This window comes from Streptomyces sp. SID12488 (genome assembly GCF_010548275.1).
Taxonomy (GTDB): Bacteria; Actinomycetota; Actinomycetes; order Streptomycetales; family Streptomycetaceae; genus Streptomyces.
Genome location: NZ_JAAGLT010000048.1, coordinates 19,231 through 40,165 on the forward strand (window position 1 = coordinate 19,231; position 20,935 = coordinate 40,165).

15 protein-coding genes and 3 pseudogenes are annotated in these 20,935 nt (G+C 68.1%); 8 read left to right on the forward strand and 10 right to left on the reverse strand.

Going from position 1 to position 20,935, the window contains the following annotated elements:
- Positions 1–454: 454 nt before the first annotated feature.
- The gene (locus G3I56_RS40430) at positions 455–2,026 is read right to left on the reverse strand and encodes a hypothetical protein (protein ID WP_164418198.1); all 1,572 of its coding nucleotides are present in this window, start codon (positions 2,024–2,026) and stop codon (positions 455–457) included.
- 726 nt (positions 2,027–2,752) lie between these two features.
- On the opposite strand from G3I56_RS40430, the pseudogene G3I56_RS44500 reads away from it, so the two are divergent.
- Positions 2,753–3,103: pseudogene (locus tag G3I56_RS44500) on the forward strand (transposase); the annotation flags it as partial.
- A gap of 310 nt (positions 3,104–3,413) precedes the next feature.
- Here the strand turns inward: G3I56_RS44500 and G3I56_RS40440 are convergent.
- Positions 3,414–3,572: a hypothetical protein gene (locus G3I56_RS40440; protein ID WP_164418200.1), complete on the reverse strand. Its 159-nt coding sequence runs from the start codon at positions 3,570–3,572 to the stop codon at positions 3,414–3,416.
- A 69-nt stretch (positions 3,573–3,641) separates the two neighbouring features.
- On the opposite strand from G3I56_RS40440, the gene G3I56_RS40445 reads away from it, so the two are divergent.
- On the forward strand, positions 3,642–4,424 hold the full coding sequence (locus G3I56_RS40445) for an NAD(P)H-binding protein (protein WP_164418202.1): 783 nt from the start codon (positions 3,642–3,644) through the stop codon (positions 4,422–4,424).
- Between the two features lie 744 nt (positions 4,425–5,168).
- Here G3I56_RS40445 and G3I56_RS40450 read toward each other — a convergent pair.
- Positions 5,169–6,161, reverse strand: a complete 993-nt coding sequence (locus tag G3I56_RS40450; RefSeq protein WP_164418204.1) for a winged helix-turn-helix domain-containing protein — start codon at positions 6,159–6,161, stop codon at positions 5,169–5,171.
- A 223-nt stretch (positions 6,162–6,384) separates the two neighbouring features.
- Here G3I56_RS40450 and G3I56_RS40455 point away from each other — a divergent pair, with 223 nt between their 5' ends.
- The 3 genes from G3I56_RS40455 (at position 6,385) to G3I56_RS40465 (ending at position 9,204) form a co-directional block, all read left to right on the forward strand.
- Complete coding sequence (locus G3I56_RS40455) at positions 6,385–6,831, forward strand: hypothetical protein (RefSeq protein WP_343240204.1); 447 nt, start codon at positions 6,385–6,387, stop codon at positions 6,829–6,831.
- 74 nt (positions 6,832–6,905) lie between these two features.
- Positions 6,906–7,919, forward strand: coding sequence for a hypothetical protein (locus G3I56_RS40460; RefSeq protein ID WP_239135402.1), 1,014 nt, complete (start codon positions 6,906–6,908; stop codon positions 7,917–7,919).
- A gap of 871 nt (positions 7,920–8,790) precedes the next feature.
- On the forward strand, positions 8,791–9,204 hold the full coding sequence (locus tag G3I56_RS40465; protein WP_203691810.1) for a DUF6193 family natural product biosynthesis protein: 414 nt from the start codon (positions 8,791–8,793) through the stop codon (positions 9,202–9,204).
- Between the two features lie 71 nt (positions 9,205–9,275).
- Here the strand turns inward: G3I56_RS40465 and G3I56_RS40470 are convergent, their stop codons facing one another.
- The 6 genes and pseudogenes from G3I56_RS40470 to G3I56_RS40495 form a co-directional block, all read right to left on the reverse strand.
- Complete coding sequence (locus tag G3I56_RS40470) at positions 9,276–10,145, reverse strand: helix-turn-helix transcriptional regulator (protein ID WP_164418207.1); 870 nt, start codon at positions 10,143–10,145, stop codon at positions 9,276–9,278.
- A 104-nt stretch (positions 10,146–10,249) separates the two neighbouring features.
- Positions 10,250–10,588 (reverse strand): hypothetical protein, encoded by a 339-nt coding sequence (locus tag G3I56_RS40475; protein ID WP_164418209.1) that lies wholly within the window; start codon positions 10,586–10,588, stop codon positions 10,250–10,252.
- A 36-nt stretch (positions 10,589–10,624) separates the two neighbouring features.
- Positions 10,625–11,326 (reverse strand): type 1 glutamine amidotransferase domain-containing protein, encoded by a 702-nt coding sequence (locus tag G3I56_RS40480; RefSeq protein ID WP_164418211.1) that lies wholly within the window; start codon positions 11,324–11,326, stop codon positions 10,625–10,627.
- A 29-nt stretch (positions 11,327–11,355) separates the two neighbouring features.
- Positions 11,356–11,745, reverse strand: a complete 390-nt coding sequence (locus G3I56_RS40485) for a nuclear transport factor 2 family protein (protein WP_164418213.1) — start codon at positions 11,743–11,745, stop codon at positions 11,356–11,358.
- 44 nt (positions 11,746–11,789) lie between these two features.
- On the reverse strand, positions 11,790–12,395 hold the full coding sequence (locus G3I56_RS40490) for a flavodoxin family protein (protein WP_164418215.1): 606 nt from the start codon (positions 12,393–12,395) through the stop codon (positions 11,790–11,792).
- A gap of 531 nt (positions 12,396–12,926) precedes the next feature.
- A pseudogene (locus tag G3I56_RS40495) lies at positions 12,927–13,915 on the reverse strand (aldo/keto reductase).
- Between the two features lie 235 nt (positions 13,916–14,150).
- Here G3I56_RS40495 and G3I56_RS40500 point away from each other — a divergent pair.
- Positions 14,151–14,492: pseudogene (locus G3I56_RS40500) on the forward strand (molybdopterin cofactor-binding domain-containing protein); the annotation flags it as partial.
- Positions 14,493–14,576: 84 nt separating this feature from the next.
- Here G3I56_RS40500 and G3I56_RS40505 read toward each other — a convergent pair.
- Positions 14,577–16,592 carry a glycosyl hydrolase gene (locus tag G3I56_RS40505; protein WP_164418217.1) on the reverse strand — a complete coding sequence of 672 codons (2,016 nt, stop codon included), beginning with the start codon at positions 16,590–16,592 and terminating at the stop codon, positions 14,577–14,579.
- Positions 16,593–17,839: 1,247 nt separating this feature from the next.
- Between G3I56_RS40505 and G3I56_RS40510 the strand changes: the two genes are divergently transcribed.
- A complete protein-coding gene (locus G3I56_RS40510; RefSeq protein ID WP_343240205.1) occupies positions 17,840–18,397 on the forward strand; it encodes a GNAT family N-acetyltransferase in 558 nt (185 codons plus the stop codon).
- A gap of 688 nt (positions 18,398–19,085) precedes the next feature.
- Positions 19,086–20,750 (forward strand): DUF4157 domain-containing protein, encoded by a 1,665-nt coding sequence (locus tag G3I56_RS40515; RefSeq protein WP_343240206.1) that lies wholly within the window; start codon positions 19,086–19,088, stop codon positions 20,748–20,750.
- The last annotated feature ends 185 nt before the right edge of the window (positions 20,751–20,935 follow it).

Consider the following 20,935-nt stretch of genomic DNA (forward strand, 5'->3'; position numbering starts at 1 on the left):
GCTTGCCGGGGGAAGAACCAGGGGTTGCTGCGGTTGGCGGCGACGTTGCGCGGACCGCGGGTTTCCGCGTGATCGCGGAGGATCTGGCAGAAGGCTCAGGGACCGGGACGGGGCCGTGCGCGCCAAGGCTGATGCGGACTTCGTCGCCGTGGAGGTCGAGATCGTCCAGGGTGAGCGCGGTGATGCGAGTCAGCGGTTGTGCGAGAGCGCGAGCAGGATGACAGCCGCGCGGTCGCGAAGGAAGTGGCCGGCTGCGGGGTCGAGCAGGCCGCGCAGTATCTGAAGGCGTTGCTCCTGGATGATGGTGTCGCGAGGGGTTTTCTGGTGATCCCCCGCCGCCCGTCACGTCCACGCCTCCAAGAACGCCGAAGGCCCCCGGCCGGCGCTGAGCCGTGCGGCCTGGGTGCCGTTCGTATCCGCCCTGTCGACGCCCCGGTAGCCGCCCCGCTCCAAATCACCCCGAGGCCAGCTGCTCCGCTATCTCCGCGATCCAACCGGACGTCTTCGCCGGGTCGTTGAGGGTCTCGGCCCACGCGTCCGGCTCCAGTTTGTGCTTGGCGGGGCCGGATTTGAGGGCGATGAGCAGGGACCTGGCGGACTCCCGCATCTCGGCCGTGGTGTTCCCGGAGATGTCGGGGCCCGCCGCCAAGGCATAGATCTCGCGCGCCATGGCCTGGCGTTCGCCCTTCGACACCTTCTTCCAGAACTTCATCGCGTGCTTCAGCGACTCCGTGCGGGAGGCGGCCTCCGCCGGGGTCTCGCCCTGCGGCGCCCAGCGCTCGGGGTGGTGGACCTCTTCGTAGCGCTTCGTGGCGGCGCGCAGCGCCTTGTACATGGTGACGCCGAGGACGAGACCGGCCCCGGCCCCGGCGAGGCCCCATCCGACCGGGTTGCTCGCCAGCCCGACTGTTCCCGCCGCGACCGCCGTCACGACGCCGGCTGCGGCCTTGACGGACTCGCCCCCGCCGCCGGCCGTCTCCTTGCCGATCTTGGTGAGCTGCTTCTTCTTCGCGTACTGCTGCACCTTGCTCAGCTTTTCCACGTCGTTTTCTGCGCGCTGGAGGTTCTCGGCGGCATCGCGGGCTTCACCCATCGCCTCCCAGGCGGCGTCGATGGCCTCGGAAACGAGCTCCAGCCGTCCCGGGCCCTCATCCTTCCAGTAGGTGTCCAGCGCGACGTAAGCCTCCGCTGCGGCCCAGCCGGCCTGCTCGTGCGACTCGTTCAGCCGTGCCAGTGACCCCGCCTGGACGAGGTGGGGATCTCCCAGCTTTTTGACCTGCTTGTACTTGTTGGCTGCTCCCCCGATGCGGAAGGCGGACCGCATGGCCTTGATCGCGCCGATTGAAGCGCTGGCGATACCGCTCGCCTCGGAAGCCACCGCGGCGTCCGCCGCCTTCTGGATCTTGGTCGCCTCCTTGGCGATGGCGGCGCTGTAGCTTCCCGAACTGGCGGCGCCGATGACCGTGTCGGCTCCCTTGGTCTTAGCCTTTTTCTTCGCCTTGTGGTGGTCGGCCCCGGTCTCGTGCTTCTTGGCGTCCTTCATGTTCTTGTACGCGTCCATGCCACTGACCACGGTGCCGGCCGCCTCCGTGAGGAGGTTGCCAGACGCTGCGGAGGTTCCCGAGGCCGCGGCGGAGTGCTTGAGACCCTCGTTGGCCGTGACGGCGGCCTGCTGGGTGAAGGCCCCGTTGGTGGGGGTCTGGAAGCCCTTGATGAAGGTGTCGATGGGTTCGAGATTCTTCTTGAACCTGTCGAGGAGCGCGGCGATCCGGTCGCGGTAGTTCTTCTTCTTCGCTCCCGGGGACCCGTCGCCGTTCGCCGCCGCATTCCCTCTCTCGGTGTCCCGGACGCGCTGCACCGCCGCAGCCGTGGCCCGGTTGCCGGCGCGGGACTGCATCTCCAGGAAGGCGCGCTCCGGCGGGCGTGCGGACGTACTCCCGGTCCGGCTTGCTCCCTCACGGTGCCGGGCCGACGTCGGGACGGCTGCGGACTGCCGTGTCGAGGTGCGGTGGATCGGCGTGGTCATGGATGTACCTCTCCTGTACCGGACCGGGCGAGGCGAAGGTAGCCAGACCTGGACAACAGGAGGGGTCCGGCGGGGAAATTCCCCACGGACGCTGTGGGGCGCATGTGGTGGATTCGACCGGTCGTCGCTTCATGGGCATGCTGCGCATGAAACAGGCTCCGAGTGCCTCGGGATGTGGCAGAACGATCCCGACGGGTCGGAGTACTGGTGGATGCCGCCCGGTACGTACTCGCTCAGCAAGCAGGGCGTGCCCCCAGCACCACCATCAGCCGGTCCCTCAGCAGGCGGCGGGCCGGTTCCATCGAGTGCCAGGCGTGAACGACGGCGATATTCCCCAATCCGAACTCCGCGGAATTGGTCATGGGGAACGCGGAGTCGCTCCGCGACGACCAGGCTGTCGGCGCTCTTCCCCGGGCCGCCCCGTGACCAGCCGATCCTTTGGGTCCGAGCCGAACGGTCAATGATCATCAGCGCAGCTCATCGCGGTAGCGGCGCCGTAGGCGTCCCTGAGAGCCCAACTCGGACCGGACACTTCATAGCCGGGCGGCCCAACTCTTCCCCGCTCAACCGATTCGGGGACTTCAAAACGTTCGGCGTAACTACTGATCAAGGAAGACGCATCGATGACCAGTGAGAACGTGCCCAAGGCCGACTTCGTCGAGGCAGCTGAGCCGCAGTCTGCGAGGGCTGGTGGACAACCAGCTCCTTGCCGAGCCCGTGGGCCGCGCCCAGGCCCAGGGCCTGTAGCTGACGGGTGAGGGCGGGCTGCTTCAGCAGCTGACGAAGCGGCTGCTGGAGTCTGCACTCGAGGGTGGGATCACCGATCACCTCGGCTACGACAAGCACGATCCGGCCGGGAAGAACGGCGGCAACAGCCGCAACGGGACCCGGGCCAAGACCGTGCTCACGGACGTCGGCCCGGTGGAGATAACCGTGCCCCGCGACCGGGAAGGCAGCTTCGAGCCGAAGATCGTCAAGAAGCGGCAGAAACGTCTGCCCGGCGTCGACGAGATGGTCATCTCCCTGTCCGCGAAGGGCCTGACAACCGGTGAGGTCCAGGCCTACCCGGCCGAGGTCTGTGCGCCGAAGTCTTCCGCCCGACGACCTTCACCATCACCGGCAAGGTCATGGACGGGTGAAGATCCGCGACGGCGCGGTCGCGAACCGGCCCCCCGTGGACGCTTCCGCTTCCCGAACGAGACCGCCGCCTTGAAGTGCGTCTACATGGCAATCATGTTGCCGGACCCACCTGCAAGGACCAGACCCACTGGATCATGCGCTGGAAGACTGCCCTCAACGCCTTCGCCATCACCTTCGACGGCCGACTCAACTCCGCCGGCCAGTAACTCCAACCACCTTGGTTACACCGTTCGTTCGTTTGACAGTCCTACAGCGGGGCTAGCCCCTCGTCCGGGTGGATGGTGGCGGTGCGGCGTTTGCGGGGAGGGGTGGCAGAGCGGGCGGGCTGGGCGCGCATGCGGTCGCGTACGCAGGTCATGATGTCGCCGAGGTGGTGGAGATCGGCGTCGGTGAGGGGGTCGAACAACAGGCGGCGGGCGACTGGATGCGGCCGGGCAGAACCTGGGCGACGCGGGCGAGGCCGGCGGGGGTGATCGTGACGCGACAGGTCAGCGATTTGGAGGACTTGGCCGCGCGGGGCGCGAGCGTGCGGTTCGGGGACTTCGACGAACCCGCGTCGCTGGTGAAGGCGTTCGCGGGCGCCTCGCGCGTCCTGCTGATCTCGACACGCCCGCCCGGCGCGCGGGTGCAGCACCAGAACGCGATCGACGCGGCGAAGCCCGCCGGCGCGTCGCTGATCGCCTACACGTCGATCCCGAACCCGGTGGTGGGCGTCAACGCCGCGGCGATCGTGCCCGACCACGCCGCGACGGAAGAGGCACTGCGGGCAGCGGGCGTGGCGTGGACGTTCATGCGCAACGGCCTGTACGCGGAGATGCAGGTCGCCCCGGCCCAAGTCGCGGTGGCGAGCGGGACGTTCGCCTACAACTCAGGTGCCGGCGCGACCGCGTACGTGAGCCGCGAGGACTGCGCTGCGGCGGTAGCGGCGGTCCTGGCGTGCGGCGACGAGCACGCGGGCAAGGCGTACGACATCACGAGGCCGGAGTGGTTCACCGGTGCTCAGCTGGCCGAGTTGTACGCGTCGGTCGGCGGCGCGGCGGTGGCAGGCATATCGCTCGACGAGGACGGATTCGTGGCAGGCGCGGTCTCGCATGGGATGCCGGAGGAGGTCGCGCGGTTTCTGGCCTCGTTCGGCCGCGCGATCCGCGAGGGGCAGCTGAACCAGCTGAGCGGCGACGTCGAGGCGCTGACCGGCCGGGCGCCGGTGGGGCTGCGCACGGTGCTCGCGCCTGCGCCGGCGGCAGCGGCGAGCTACTGATCCGGTTCGGAGATACGTGAGCAGTAGCGGCAGATCCGGTCAAGGAGCTGGTCGGCGGTCTTGGTCCACTTGAACAGCCGGGCCCCGTCGCTCCAGACCTCTTCGTCATGGTCACGTGTACCTCGGTCGGAACACGTGATCAGACGAAGGCGCCCCCGCGCCCGGCGAGTCCCCTTGCGGGCGAACCCGTCGAGACGCCATTCGAGACCGTGGCACCGTGTACCGCATGACGACGAACCGAAAGGTCCATGCCGCGTAGACGGCCAGGACAGATCCGTGTCGGCGCCCCAGGCAGCCACCGGACAACAGGTGCGAGACCAGTCATCGACGGCCTGCCTTCGCATGCACTGTCCGAGATCATCCGTCTCGAACACACCCGCAACTATCTGCAGCCAGGCGACGTCAACACGGCTGTGGGCCTGTGGAAGGACTACGTCCACCAACCCGAGCGCGATCTTTGGCACGACTACGAGTGGGGCAACGCGCACTGGTACTGCTGCGGCAACCCTCTCGAAGCCCGAGCCCTCCTCGACAAGGTGATGAAAGCCATATCGCCACAAAGCGCCCGCGAACTTCGAAAGGTCGTCAGCCGCTCAGACGCCGTCTGGAACCTTCCGTCCCCGCCTTACAGCGCGGATGGAAGATAAAGGACGAGCATATGTCGCGCACCACTTGTGTGGGTGATGACAGCGGTGCCTCCCGGCGGACCGCTCATCAGAAAGCCGAGATACACCACAGACCATTTCAGAGCCCGGTTCGCTGTGCGCGGCCGTCCAGAAGCTCCACGCCGAGCGGCGTGAGGGTATGGCGCATGGTGTTGCGCACGCGCCAGCTCTGGATAAGGCCCGCGTCACGCAGCACCGTCGCGTGCTCGCTCACCGACGCGGGCGAGATGCCCAGGCGCCGGGCCGTCTCGCCGCCGGTGGCGTTCTCCCCCTCCGCGATCGCCAGGAGGGTCGCCGCCCTGGTGCGGCCGAGGAGCCGGTCGAGCGCACCGGCCCTCCCCGCGGAACTGTGGGGCCGCAGGACGCCGACGCCCCGGCTCACCGGATACACCAGCACCGGTGCGAGGGAGCCGTCCCGCAGTGTGATGGGCTTTCCCCGGCAGAAATACGAGGGCACGAGCCGCAGCCCACGCCCCTGGAGGTACAGGTCCCCGTCCCGGGGATAGGCGATCTCGAGAATTGGTGCCCGCCAGCGCACGGCGGGGTGCAGACCGCTGAGCAACCGGTCCGTCCCGCCGGCCAGGAACGCCTTGGCGCGCAGGGCCCGTTCGGCGTTCACCGAGGCACTGATCTGCGTCCAGTACGGATGCAGCGCCTGCCGGTGGTAGTGGCGCAGGGCCCTGCCCAGACCCCGCCTGGCCGCAGGGACGCCCGAGGCGAGCGCGGGCGCCCACGACGGCAGTTTCCGCTCCCCGCCGAGCAGCGCCATGTCCGCCCGCAGGCGGGCCCGGGAGGTGGACAGAATCATGTCGACGGCGGCGTCCGGGTCGGTCGCCCCTTCGGCGGGCGTCAGGAAGTCGGGCGAATACCCACGTGACGGAACGAGATGGAGCAGCGGCCGGGAAGCCACGTTCAACGTCGTCCGGACTCGGGTGGACCAGCGCTGCAGTTCGGCATCGGTGCCGGAGCCGCCGAGGACATGAAGACTGAGCAGAGCCTCCCAGGCGGGATCTGGTCCTGTGGCCAGGCGAATCCGACCGAGGTCCTCCGCACTGAAATGGATACGCAGCATCAGCTTCCCCCCGAAAGGCTGCTACCCCAACCGTCTCACTCTCCCCCATGAACGCAGGGCGCGATAGCTCCGATTTCGCCAGCCCCGGTCTTTCGGCGAGGACCGAAAATGCTCCCTCGCCCTGCTGGCCCAGGCCTAGTTTCAGAGCCAGTCACCACGGGGGTACGGCGGCGGAGGCTACCGACGGCTTCCGCCGCCGCCCGTAGGCAAACGGAGGACACACGTGACATCTGCACGTCGGATGGTCGGTTCTTTCGCGGTCGCGGCAGCTCTCGTCGCCGGGACCACCGCCTTGGCCACCACCCAGGCGTCCGCCCAGGCCGCGTCGTCAGCGCCGGCCCAGGCCCAGCGCGCCGACTGGGACGGAAACATCTACCTCTACTACAGCGCGTCCGCCAACAGCTCATGGAGCAAGTACTACGGCTGGGTGGACGACTTCGCCGGCCACACCTTCGCGGCGGGCGGCGACGGCCACGGTCAGCCTGTGAAGAACAACGTCAACCGCGCCTGGAACAACGACGCGACCCACGCCGCGCGGATCTACTACAACGAGAACCAGAACGCGAGCGGCAACGCCCCGTACGACGACTTCTACCCCGGCAACGCCCGGCAGCTCAACAACGGTGTGCGGAACAACAACGCATCGTTGAGCTGGTGGAGCGTCGGCTGACACCGGCTCGGGCCCGTTCGCGACGTACGCGGGCGGGCCCTTCGTACGGCCGCACACACAAGGGGGGACATGACATGCGGGCGCTCACCACACAGCTGGCAGGACGGATCGGGGCCTTGGTCGTCCTGTCCGCCGTCATCGCGGGCTGCGCGGAAGGTCAGACCGCCGAGCCGCAGCCGAAGGCATCGGGACCGCCCCCGGTGGCCGGCGTGCCGACGAGGCTCGACATCAGGTCGCTGGTCCTGCCCATCGAGCCCTATCTGTTCACCGACCGTCAGGTGGCGCGCCTGTTCCGGGCGCGTGCCGTGCTCACCGCGTCCTGCATGGAGCGTTTCGACCACCGCTGGCCCGTCCCCACGGAAGCCGCACCGGACACCGGCACACTGAATCCGGCCAACACGGCACACCGGTACGGAATTACGGACGCCCGGCTCGCCGCCCGCCACGGATACCACCCCGCTCCCGGCACAATGCCGAGCCGGACCAAACAGAAGAGTCCGGGGCCGACCCCAGGGCCGGAGGAGATGCTGGTCCTGACGGGCCTCCATGAGGACGGCGCACGGGCTGCAAAGGACGAGCGCGGACGCCCCGTCCCGGCGGGTGGATGCCAGGGGGAAGCCACGACGGCTCTGTCGGGCGACCCCGAGAAGATCGGCAACCGGGAACTCGTCGGCACGATCAACATCGGCAGTTACCACGACTCGCAGAAGGATCCGCGGGTGGTGAGGGTCTTCCGCGCCTGGTCACGCTGTATGCGGCAGTACGGCTACGCGTACGCGGATCCGACCCGGGCCCCCGGCAAGGGCGCCGAGTTCACGGGCCCGACGGCCACCCGGGCCGAGATCGCCGTGGCCGGCAAGGACGTGGAATGCAAGCGCAGGACGAACGTCATCGGGGTCTGGTCCTCCGTCGACGCGGCCTACCAGCGCCGGGCGATGAACGAGAAGACACGGGAACTCGCCGCGATCAAACGGGACATCCGCACCCAGGTGACCAACGCGGACGGCGTACTGGGGAAGCAGCACACGACCGGCCCCCGCGCGGCTGTCCAACCAGCGCCGCGCCCCCACCAGACCTCCGACCGCTGACATCCGCATACCAAGCACACCTTCGACGGCGTAGTCGTCGGCCGGTGAGGCGGATCGTTGGCGCGCTCCCACAAGTCGAGCCCGTACAAGGACTGGTGATTTTCCGCCCCTTCCAGTTCTCGCCGGACACGCCGACCGCCGGTGTCCTGCTGACGAAGGTTCATTAGCGGCACTTCGGCGCCGACCCGGCACTGTCGGCGGTCACGCCTTTCCCCACGATCCACACGATCAGCGTCACGTAGTTCCCCGCCCGCACGGTAACGCTTCTTCATGTGAACAACGGGGCGACCGGCGGCCATGGGTAGCCCAGTTGCTCGGCATCATGCGAACCTCCCCAGACCTCGGCGGTGGCACGGGGATCGCCTGCGGTCAGCCGTGCTTCAAAGCGCTCGGCTTGGACCGATGGGGCGTGCGCGGAGATCGGGAGGGTCATCCCGAACTGGAGCCAGGGCAGATCTGCATCGGCCCGGCTGCGGGGATGCATCAGGACGACGTGGATTCGATCGGGTTCCTTGCGGGAGGCCCAGACGCCTTCCAACTCGCAGTCCCACCTGACGAGCCAGTCTCCGTGTCCCCTCAGCCCCGCCTCAAGCAGCCGCGCAACCGCTACTGCCGGCCACTCCCAACTGCGGTCCTCTCCGGCTCGCAGGACCTCGGCCTCGTACTGACCTGCGGTGAACCGAAGCTCCGGCAGGTCGAAGTCCTGATTGGCCAGGTCGCGCCAGCCCGCCCAGACAACATGATCCCCGGGAACTACGTGGCTCTGCCCTTGATTCCGTGAACGCCCAGGCAGGAGCACACTGTGGCGGTGGACCCGAGCAGCCAAGCCTCAGAACCGCCGCCCCTGCCTCCAAAACCGGTTATGTCCGACATGGCTGCAGCGCGCAGTCTCGGGCCTGCCGCCGCCGTCGAAGCCCGATGGCTGTCTCTACAACTCAGCTGGCAGTGGGCACGCGATGTCCACGAGATTCGCTCGCCAGGACACCCCTATCCGGGCATCGTTCCGCTGCTGGAGGCCGCTGCGGCGACACCACGGCTACGGCGGCTGTATCCGTTCACCAGTCATTTCGCTCTGCTTTTCAGTAGCCGCACCAACTACCCCTGGATCTTGCAGGCCGGATCCACCGAACCTCTGCGCAGCGGATCGTTCATGGTCCGTCGTCGTGATCCCCACGCCGTAGTCGGCGAAGTCGAAACTGCCGCAGAGGCCGTGAATCTGGCAGTGAGACTCCTGCCGGCCGACTTCGAGCCGGTCGTCACCGCCTCCGCCGGCAAACACAAGTGACGGCGCACAGCCACACCGACCGAGGCCAGGCCACTCGCATGTAGCGCAGGCGTCCGTCGGTTTCGAGAAGGTCAGGCGGAGCTGCCGCTGGTCGTGTGGCTGGGGTCGGCAGCCCAGGACGCCAGCATGCGCAGGCTGTCGTGGGTGGGCGTGCCGGATTCGGCGGTCCAGACGATGATCTGCAGGTCCGGGTCGGCGGTCCAGGTGACGGCGTTCCAGTCGAGGTGCAGGTCCCCGACGACGGGGTGGCGCAGGTGCTTGGCCCCCGTGTCCCGGACGGCGACGTTGTGGGCACCCCACCAACGCCGGAACTGGGCGTCCCGGACCGAGAGCTCACCCACCAGCGCGGCGAGCTGCGCGTCCCCGGGGTTGTCGGCGTTGTGCATCCGCATCTGGGCGATGGACAGCCGGGTGACGCCCTCCCAGTCCGCGTACAGCTCACGCATCGCGGGATCGGTGATGAGGAGCCTGACGTAGTAACGCTGCTTCTCCGGGATCTTTCCGAAGTCGGTGATCAGGGCAGCGCCCATGGTGTTCCAGGCGACGATCTCGGTGCGCGGTCCGATCACGAAAGCGGGGGTGTGCGCCATGTCATCGAGCATGCGCTGCAACTGCGGCTGCGCCTTGAGGCGCGGTTGTCGGCGGGGAGGGCGGAAGTCGTCCCTGGCCGCAAGCTCGTACAGGTAGGCACGCTGGTCGTCGTCCAGGAGCAGGACCTGGGCCAGTGAGCCCAACACCGACGGCGAGGGCTGGATACGGCCCTGTTCGAGGCGGGCGTAGTAGTCGGTGCTGATGGCCGCCAGCACGGCGACCTCCTCACGGCGTAGTCCCGAGACGCGACGCGGGCCACCGCCGGGCAGGCCGACGGCGGCCGGGTCCAGCTCGGCACGGCGCGCCTTGAGGAATTCCCCGAGATCGTGACGGTGAGGATCGTGGTTCATGCCCTCACCCTGACATCGAAGGAGCCGCGTGTCAGGAGGAGAGATTTGTCCCTGGAAGCGCTCACCACAGACGACGCGCGGGCTGTCCGCCGTCGCCCACGGGTTCAGCTGACGCGGCTCCACTTCCCGTGGAGCTGGACGAACTCGCCTCCGATGACGGAACTGGCCATGCAGGTGCCCTCGGTGTAGTCCTCGATGTGAGTGACGTGGTCACCGGCGTCGGGCTCGGTCCAGCGCACGACGTACAGGCCGTCGCGGAGCCGGCTGGTGGTGTACTCCATCGTCTGCTTCCGGCCCTTGATCGCACCGCCCGTCACCTCGAAGCTGACCTGGGTCGCCGACTCGAAGGTGATCTCCACCGTGAAGTGGCCGAGCGGCGTGTCCGGGCCGAGGTCGGCCAGCCAGGTCTGTCCCACGCTGGGAAGGGTCGCGTTGCTGTCCATCTGTACTACCTCTTTCTTTGAGCCGCGGTGCGGGTGTCAGCCGAGGGTCTTGACGACTTCCTGGGCGAGCGGGACGGCCGAAGCAGGGTTCTGGCCGGTGATGAGGGTGCGGTCCACTTCGAGGTGGGGGGCGAAGTTCTCCTCGCGCTTGCGGTAGTCCGCGCCCACGTCGGCGACAAGACGGTCCTGGAGCAGCCACTTCGCCCGGTCGGCGAGGCCGTTCTGGATCTCCTCGGAGTTGGACAGTCCGGTCAGGCGGTAGCCGTGGAACGGTGACTTGCCGTCGGCGTCCACGGTGGACAGCAGTGCGGCCGGGCCGTGGCACACGAGCGAGACGATCTTTCCGGTGGCGAGCCAGTCACTGAGCAGCTTGCCGGCCTCCGGGTTGTCGGACAGGTCTTCCATCGGGCCCCAGCCGCCGGGGACGAAGACGGCGTCGTAGTCGTCGATGCGGACGTCCTCGATGGGGATGGGGTTCGCCAGCTCGGTCGCCTCGCGCAGGGCGGTCTTCATCTGCTCGGCGCCCTCGGGGCCGCCATTGAAGTCGGGGGTCAGGCTGAGCGCGTCGGCGGTGGGCGGTACGCCGCCCGGGGTGGCCGCGGCGATCTCGTAGCCGGCCTCCTTGAAGACGCCGTACGGACCGGTGGCCTCTTCGGCCCAGAACCCGGACGGCTGCTCGAATCCGTCGGCCAGGGTCCAGTGGTCGGCGGCGGTGATGAGGAAGAGGATCTTCGCCATGGGGTGTTCCCTGGGGTGGGTGCGGGCGGTCAGTTGTTCGCGGCCTGCTGGACGACGTGGCTGTCCGCGGCCTGGATCAGGTGGGTCAGCCTGCCGTCGGTGACCGTCCACAGGTGGATGAACCGCGCGTCCGACTCCTGGCCGGACTTGGACACAGCGTGGTAGTGGCCGTGCACGAAGACGTGCTCACCGGCGTCGTAGAAGTCCTCGGCCACCGCGCTGAAAGAGGTGAAGCGCGGCGCGAGCCGGCCGAAGAAGTCGCCGCTGACGCCGGCCCAGGTCTTGTAGACCCCGCCGTAGGGAAAGCCGGGGGTGATGTCCCAGACGACGTCGGGGTGGACGACCTCTGCGACCACGTCCGGGGCCATGCCGGAGTCGTACAGACGGCGGACGAGAGCGAGATTCGGGGAATCAGACATGGAGGTGCTCCTGGATGATCTGACGATGTGGGAGAGGGGCTGTGTCAGGCGGCCGCGAGGGCGGCACGGCCGGCGCTGAAGAACGCGGTCTGCTGCGCGACGCGGGCACCGAGGCCCTCGGCGGTGACGATGTCTGACTTGTGGACCGCCTCCGGGCCGGCGTCGACCGGGGTCTGCGCGCCCGCGCCGACGAAGTAGCCCAGACGGTTGACGTCGTCCTCACTGCCCTCCGTGGAGGCCCAGCCCGGCTGCACCCCAAGGCTGACCCAGTGCATGCCGTGCTGGGCGGCCATGGTGAAGAAGTAGCCCAGCGTCGAGGACTTGTCGCCGTTCTTGGCACCGGAGTTGGTGAACCCTGCGGCGATCTTGTCCGCCCAGGTCTGCGTGTACCAGCGCTTGCTGCTTGCCTCGGCGAAGGTGTGGAAGGCGGCGGACGCAGTACCCATGTAGGTGGGGGCACCGAAGATGATCGCGTCTGCGGCGTCCAGCTGCGCCCACTGCTCCTCGGTGATCGCGTCCACGGAGATGGAGATCACCTCGGCCCCGACTGCCGCAGCACCGCGCGCCACTGCTTCGGCGATGACAGCGGTGTGACCGTATCCGGAGTGGAACGCGACGGCGACCGTGGGGCGGGTGGAAATGGAAGACATGGCGGGAATTTCTCCTCAAGAACGATTGGGTGAATCGCGCTCTCGAAGCGTGGCACGGAATTCAGCGGGGATGGTAGGAAGGATTTGTCCCTGGTCGGGAATCGTTCCTGGTCGGGAGAAAACCGCGCTCATCGCAGAAGAGGGTGTAGTGGGGGTCTGTCGGTTTTCGAGGTCGCCTGCACTCTTATCGGGGCGCGGCGAGATTTGCACCGGGCGGCATGGGGGCGGGACAGCAATGGTCGACGCCCACTCATCCCGCTGTTGGAGAAGCCCCGTGTGGCGCCGACTCCGTTCAACGCTCCAGCAGCCCTCAAATGCATCTACATGGCCGCCATGAGCCTCGACCCCACCGGCCAGGGGCGCGAATGCTGGAGCATGCGTTGGAAGCCCGCCCTGCAGGCCTTCGACATCTCCTCCAACGGCCAAGTCTCCGTCGGCCGCGCCCAACTCACCTCACGCGAGTTGCGCGTTGGCTGGACAGACCCCCTTCTCAGCGGCCTCCTCAGAGCCGTAGGCGCGGGGCAGGTCGTCTCACTTGCCGACGAGGCGCATGTGCTGGTCGTTGTAGCCGTCGCCGTGCACGCCGATGCGGACCGCCGTGGCGTCGAGGTCGGCCATGTCGTCGGCGGACAGGGCGATCTGGGTGGAGCCGGCGTTCTCCTGCAGGCGTTCGATGCGGCGGGTGCCGGGGATCGGGGCGATCCAGGGGTGCTGGGCGAGGAGCCAGGCCAGGGCGACCTGCCCGGGGGTGGCGTTCCTGGCGCGGGCGAGGGTGGCGACGTCCTCGACCAGGGCCTGGTTGGCGGCGAGGTTGTCCTGGTCGAACCGCGGGATGGAGGCGCGGATGTCGCCTTCGGTGAACGCGGTCGTGGTGTCGACGGTGCCGGTGAGGAAGCCCTTGCCGAGCGGGCTGAACGGCACGAATCCGATGCCGAGTTCGGCGAGTGCGGGCAGTACCTCGGATTCGGGGTCCCGGGTCCACAGGGAGTACTCGCTCTGCACCGCGGTCACGGGGTGGGCGGCGTGGGCCCTGCGGATCGTCGCCGCGGCGGCCTCGGACAGGCCGAAGTGACGTACCTTTCCCTCCTGCACGAGTTCCGCGACCGCGCCCGCCACGTCCTCGATGGGCACGTCGGGGTCGACCCGGTGCTGGTAGAAGAGGTCCCGATCGTGTCCGTGCGCAGCCGGCGCAACGAGGCGTCGGCCACCTTCTTGATCTGTTCAGGCCGACTGCCGAGCCCCACCGACGTGCCGTCCTCGATGCGCCAGCCGAACTTGGTGGCGACAACGACCTGGTCGCGCACCGGCGCGAGCGCCTCGCCCACGAGTTCTTCGTTGACGTAAGGGCCGTATACCTCGGCCGTGTCGAAGAAGGTGATGCCACGGTCGACGGCGGCGCGGAGCACACCGATCATTTCCTGACGGTCCCCGGGGTTGGGGCCGTAGCTCTGGGACATGCCCATGCAGCCCAGTCCGATCGCCGAGACCTCAAGGCCCTGACCGAGTGTGCGGGTGTGCATCGTGGTGCTCCTTGTGCGGTAGCAAGGTGACAGTGAACGAAAGCCTGGCTCAGGCGCGGGAAGTCAGTTCATGGCGCGAGAGTCACTGCGGCTGAGGGGCCCGGTCACGCCATCGACCGTCTGCCCTCTGCCGTCTGCCGCCGGAGTCGTAGAAGCGGCCGAGGGGTCAGGTGAGTGGTGGCGACGCGGGCAGGTGCTGGTCGGCGGCCCAGGAGGCGAGTATGCGGAGCTGCCCACGCCGCTGTACATGCGCGGCCCCGGCTTCCAGACGGCGTCCTTCGTCATCGAGTCGGCCATGGACGAACTCGCCCCCGATCTCGGCGTCGACCCGATCGAACTGCGCCGGCGCAACGAACCGAACGAGGACGAGTCGAGCGGGCTGCCGTTCTCCACCCGCCGGCTGCGAGAGTGCTACACCGTCGGCGCCCGCGAGTTCGGCTGGCACCGCCGCGACCCCAAGCCCCGCTCGACGCGTGAGGGGGACTGGCTGATCGGCAGGGGCATGGCCGCCGGCGTCTACGACACCGCGCGCATGCCGGCTCAGGCCCGGGCCCGTCTGGACGCCGACGGCACCGCCCCCTTACACCCCACGGCCTCAACCTCGGTGATCACAGACAGGGCGTCACGCAACTACGCCGACGCCCTCTCTGTGCCAGGTGTGTCATTCGGCCCTGATGTTGTCCACGTACACGACGCCCTTGGTCACCGTGTCGCTTCCACGGCCGAGGTACAGATTGAACGCCGTCACCTTGGCCAGATGAGCCGGGTCGAGCACCGCTGTGGCGTGTGCGGTGTCCCAGGGAACGGGCTGGAACTCGCTGAAGGGGGTCCTGATCTCCTGCCCGCTCGTGTCGGCCAGCGGAAACTGGTACTGGAACTGGATTCCGTCAGCGACGATCTCGAACGCCCCGGCGTTTTCGGAGCCGTCGCCCCGCAGCCACAGCGCCAGCGACGTGAAAGCGGACCAGTCCGCGACAACCGACCTGCCTATGCCGGTGTACTCGGAGCCGGTGAAGTCGTACGCGTAGGCCAGTCCGTAGGAGCCCGAGAACTTGTGGTCGGGCGAGAGGGCAATGGTGTTGGAGTTGACATGGGTGTACGCCTCGCTCACGGCGGCATCGTCTCCGGCGTATCCCTCGAAGTCGTCGACCCAACCGACCGGCAGCGGCGCGACCTCGCCGAGGAGAACCACTGCTGAGTCGGTGAGCGTTTCGCCGTGCACCCGCGCGCTCACGGTGAGGGTCACCGGGCGGTTGTTCCGCAGGGCCGGGTCGATCGACCAGTCGCCCGAGTAGAAGCCGTCGGCGTCGAGGCGCAACGGTCTGGCACGTCCGCCGTTCACGGAATAGGTGACCCGGCCGGCCCTCGCGGGCGTGACACGCACCCGGACGGTGCTCTTGGAGGCTGTCACGCGCTGTCGGTCCGTGGGACTCACGAGATGCATGAACGGGACGTTCCTGACAGCGGTGGTCTTGGCCGAGAACACCCCCCTGAGATCGGCGGCGAACAGGGTGTGGGGATCCTGATGGAATGAGACGAAGTCCGGCAGCAGGACATGGCCCGGGTACGGCACATAAGCGCGCTTGGTGCCGCCGAAGTTGGCCCAGGTGAGCATGTACGTCATCTGACGGGCCAGCGGGTCCGCCTTGACGGCCTGCAACAGTTGGGTGAACCACTGCGGGTTACGGACCTCGGTACCGCTCTCGCCGAACTCGGTGAAGGCCGGCACCTTGCCTCGCTCGTTCGCCAGCCGGACCACCATCGCCAGGTCCCTCACCAGACCGTCCAGCCAGGGGGTCGGTCCGGCGGCTTCGTCATAGGAGTCGTAGCCGAGGATGTCGACGAAATTGTCGCCCGGGTAGGTCTTCAGGTAGCCGGTCGGGTCGCCGCCGAAGCTCGAGTTGGGTGAGTAGGCGTAGAGCAGATTGTGGACGCCCCTGATGTCACGCAGGTACTCGACGGTGTAGCGGAACAGCTCGATGAACTCGCCCGACGTGGTGTGGCCCGCGCCCCACCAGAACCAGCCTCCGTTGTTCTCGTGGAAGGGGCGGAAGATGACCGGGATCGCCGTGCCGTCCGGTCGCCGCGCGCCCTTGACCGCCTTCGCGATGCGGTCGAGGAAGGCGTTGAAGTCCGCGTGCTTCGCGCCTCCGGGAAGAATGTGGGCGGCCACTTGGCCCGTTGTGTCGTAGAAGTTCTCGCCGGTGACGAAGTTCGGCATGTGGGCGGTGAGGGTGTTGATCCCGCCGCGCGCGTCCCCCTGCCGGATGCACCGGCTGAGTGCGGCGATGTTCTCGGTTTCGGTTCCGCCTTGGACGCCGGGGCGTTCGTCGCCGTCGAGGATGAGGGTGTCCCAGCCGAAGACCGCAGGGTAGTCACCCACCGCTGCCCTGGTGTCGGACGCCTTGCCATCGGGAGTGGTGAAGGTGAAGCCGTACGTGAGGTCGTGTTGGTGACCGAACAGGATGCCGTTGCCTTGCTGCCGCTTCAGGTACGCGAACAGCGCGCGGGTGGCGGAGGTCGCCTTGTCGTCGACGATCCGGACCGGCGTCGGCGCGCCGGTGGGCACCGAGGGGGAGGCCGCCGCGGCGGCCACCGGTGTTCGGAGGCCGGCTGACATGGCGACCGTGGCACCGAGGAGGATGAAGGTGCGGCGCTTCAGGGGAGAGCTGGGCATGTACGTCTCCTTTTGACAGGCGATCTCTCGCAAGAGTGAGTAAATCCACCAGGGTCAGGTGCACCGCCGGGGGCGGAGTGAGCCGGGCGCCTCCGATTGGCGGCGCCGCGCGTCATCGGGCATGGCGGCGGTCGCCGTTGTCGAATGCCGGGGGCGACGCTCAGGCGGCTTTGGACAGGCGGCCTGATCGGTCGGCCGTAATTCAGTCGTCCCATCCCGGAGGGTCGAGCCGTGCTTCACTCACGGGTCTGCGACCTCAGAGATGTGAAACCGGCTGCCTCCACTGGCTCGGGAAAGGGAGTCCAGGTCAGGGACGTCCGTAACGCATGACACCTGTGTGCTTCAAGTGACGCCATTTGACTAAAGGTTAAGGGAAAAAGAAAGAGCTGGACGACGATCAGCCACCCCGACTCGTTCCCCAATTGCCCCAGCGGCGAGAAGAGTTGGGGCAAGACCGACAGAACAGTGCACGCGTGCACGTGCGGGGCATCCATGGCTGGTCTCCCCTGCGGGCGGTCGTGGAGGAGCCGGCGAACGGAGCAGAGTGGCGCGCCGTGGGATGGATCATTGCAGACCAAAGAGCACTTAAAAGGGTGTAAACATGCCCCTGGTGTCTGATTGTGAACCCAAAGAAGTGGGCTGCCACAAACAGGACTTCAGGAAAGCAACGCGCATTGCCAACATCGACACAGGAATCCTGACTTGACCAATCAGAGCGTGAAGGGGAACCGACGTGCGCAAAAGAACGATCAGCCTGTTACTCGGAGCCGCGGCTATCGCGGGCACCGTCGCTTCAGGCGGTGCAGCCGCGGCGTTGACGTCTCGTCCGACTCGGCCTATGCAGACGTGAAGCATCACGTCGTTTGGCAGGCGGGTGGGACAAGCGTCAAACACGTCCCGAACCACGGCTTCAACACGTACTGCTGGGACGGGGTGTCCTGGCGTGCGACGGTCACCGTCGACTACGGTCGCAGTGGTGCGTGGACCGTCTGCCGCGACGGCACGCAGATACACGGCCCACTGCAGGGGCCCGGCTTCTGGGACTTCAGGGGCAGCTGCAGCGGTCACGGCACCGTCACTACGTACGGCTGCTCATTGAGCTTCACGGCCTGTGTCCCCAGGTAGGCGGGGGCCCGGTGTGAGGCTGTGCGATGCGCGAGCAGCGGAGCCCAGGGCCTGCGGCTGTCGTCGGCGCTGCTCCTGGTCCCGCTGCTCGCTGCCGTCCGAGCCCATGCGAGGATCTCGACGTGAACGATCTCCGTTTCCGCCTCGCCGAGGAGACCGACCTTCCCACCCTCGTCCGACTGCGTGACGACGCCGCCCACTGGATGCTCGCCCAAGGCATCACCGGCCAGTGGCAGCCCGGTCAGCTCAATGAGGACCACTTCCGCAGGACCATGGCCAGTGGTGAGGTTTGGCTCGCCGAGGCTGATGGCCGCGTGGCCGGGGCATGGGAACTGTGGTGGGAAGACGAGGACGCCTGGGGACCACAGCCACCGGTGGCCGGCTACGTGCACCGGCTGATGGTGGACCGCGGCAACGCCCAGCCGGGGACGGGACGGCTCCTGCTGCGTGCCGCGGAGCGCCGCATTGCCGCGACGGGGCGGGAATTCGTGCGTCTGGACTGCTTGGCCGGCAACGCGCGCCTGAACTCCTACTACCTGGACGTCGGCTACCAGGTCGTCGGCCATAAGGCAGGCAAACCGCAGCCGGGCGGTGCACCCAAGTCGTTCACCCTCCTGGAGAAAACCTGCGGACCGGCTGCCGGGGCCCAGCAACTGCAGTCCGAGGGACACCTCCGCTGAGGACGATGATGGCGGTAGAGGTCAGCACCGGTCGACCCGTCTCCTGCGCGCGCTGACGAATCTCGAAGTCAACCGCTGCCAGATGACCTACTCCGCAGACGGCCACCCACGAGCCGCGTGAGCATCCCCGAACACCGTCACACCACCCCTTTGACCTGTGTCTTCAAGTTGGCGGAGGCGGGCTCATGGCGAGTCTCGGTGCACACGATGCCCTTCATCCGTGCGGTGCGCGTCACGTCGTTCGGTTCGTCCCTCGCGGCGCCCGTGGCGTCCGAGCGGCCGGCCCGGTGACTTCTGTCCCCCGTCCCGCGCAGGACGGTCCCACCACCCTCCTGCCGACTCCCCCACGGGCATCGCCGCCCTTGCCGGTCAGCCGCCGGCCCGGTCCAGGACCGTGTCCGCTCCGGGGGCCGCGATGCGGGCGCATCCGGTTCCCCGGGGGCGCCCGCGTCCGTGTGCGCGGCCACCCAGCCGGCCAACTCGGTCCCGGGTGCCCCCGGCTCGGGCTGAGGTTGCCCCAAGGGTGCCCTTCCGGTTCTTCCGCTGCGCCGACGTGCACGGACAGACTGTGGCGAGAGGCACGTTCACCGTCCTCCGACGAAGGAGCACCGTGCGTAGACACGAGGAGTCAGACAGCGCAACCGGCAAGGCGTCGGTCCGGCCCCGCCGGCCGGCCGCCGGCCCTGCCATCCCGGCGCAGGCCCCAGCCGGACGGCTGTCCCCCGATTCCATACGGGCGCTGCAACGCGCCGTGGGAAACGCGGCAGTGGCCCGCCTGCTGTCAGGGGAGGAGCGCGAGCGCCGCGTCGAGGACGCTCACGAGCCCTCCGTGCAGAAGCGGTCCGGCGTCCACGACGTGTTGCGCTCCTCCGGTCGGCCGCTGGACTCCGGTGTCCGCGCCGAGATGGAGAACCGCTTCGGCGGCGCCGACTTCGGTGACGTCCGCGTGCACGCGGACGCCGTTGCCCAGCGTTCCGCGACGGAGATCGGCGCCCGCGCGTACACCTCCGGCCGGCACATCGTCATCGGCGAGAACGGCTCGGACAAGCACACTCTCGCCCACGAGCTCACTCATGTCATCCAGCAGCGCTCCGGCCCCGTCTCCGGCGCGGACTCCGGCCAGGGTCTGAGCGTGAGCGACCCCTCCGACCGGTTCGAGCGGGAGGCCGAGGCCAACGCCCACCGCGTCATGGCAGGCCACGGCCACTCCCCAGGTCCTGAGGACGCGGCGGAGGCGGGCACCGCCAAGCCGGCCCCGGCGCAGGGCGGCAGCCGGGCTCCCGTCCAGCGCTACGTCGAGATCGCCCCCGGCGCGGTGAACTACCCGTCCAAGCACCGCCGTGCGTCCATCGGTTCGAACAAGAGCGCCGAAAGCGACGACCACTTCTTCCCCAGCCAGCAAGAAGCGAACGGGAGTTACTTCTCCGACACGCAGGCGCGCACGGCCAACGTCGCGTTCAACGGCAGTGTCCCGCTGCGTCTCTCGGACGGCTTGGACCTCGCGATCGAGCAGGGATCGGGCGAATCGAAGGTCTTCTTCGCCACCGAAGCCCACATCGAGGCGGCGAACACCGCACTCGCCGGTCGCGTACGGCTCCGCCGGGGCACCCGCTATCTGCACGTGCAGGGCGAGACCGGGGAACTGCGGCTCTACCAGGTCAAGCCGGTGGTGGAGACGAAGAGGACCGGGATGGCCGGGGCGCTGGGTATGACGAAGAAGGCGACCGGATTGTCGATCCTCACCCCGCAACGCTGCAACGAGATGGCGGAGTTCGTCACCGGCAAGAAGGGCATCTCGGCCCAGGGGATCGGCGCCTGGGAGAACTTCCTGGCCCGGGTCCTCGACATCGTCGAGGACAGTGGCAGCGAGCACCTGGACGGCGTCAAGGACGCCTTCCAGAAGGGAGTTGGCGGGGACCAGAAGGCATACCTGTCCTACTCCCAGGACATGAGCCGCGCCTTCCAGGACCTGAAGGCGGCCAACTCGGCCGAACTGGACCAGGCACTGCGCGAGTTGGGCCTCAACGAGTTCCTGCCGCCCCCGCCGCCCGGCTCCGCCCTGGTGACGGTCGGCTACGGCGACGCCGATCAGGAGGCGTCGCGAGACAGGAACAACACCTTCGAGTACCACTTCGGTGCCACCGTGGCGACCAGCGGCAACGACTACGTCACCATGGAGAACTACGCCCGGCGCGACCCAGGCGTCGGCAACGACACCGCCTCCGGCGGCGACCCCCTGTTCTACTTCAAGATGTACGGGACCAAGCCGGAGTCCGGGGAGACCTGGCACGGCTCCCAGGTGACCACCGGAGGCTTCATCGGAGCGATCCTGTCGATCACGCTGGAGGGCTGAACGGGAGACTCCGGGGCGCACCGGGGACAGACCCGCTCAGGCCCCGAATCCCGGCCTAAGTAGCTGTTGTCTTTCCGGGCTTGAGGACTGCGTTTTCGCTGGTCGGGCATAGGGCGGGCGTTCCCGTGGGAGTGGTGGCGTGTCGTGTCGTCGCTGCGGTGGAGGTCGTGGATGCCGTCGGTCGT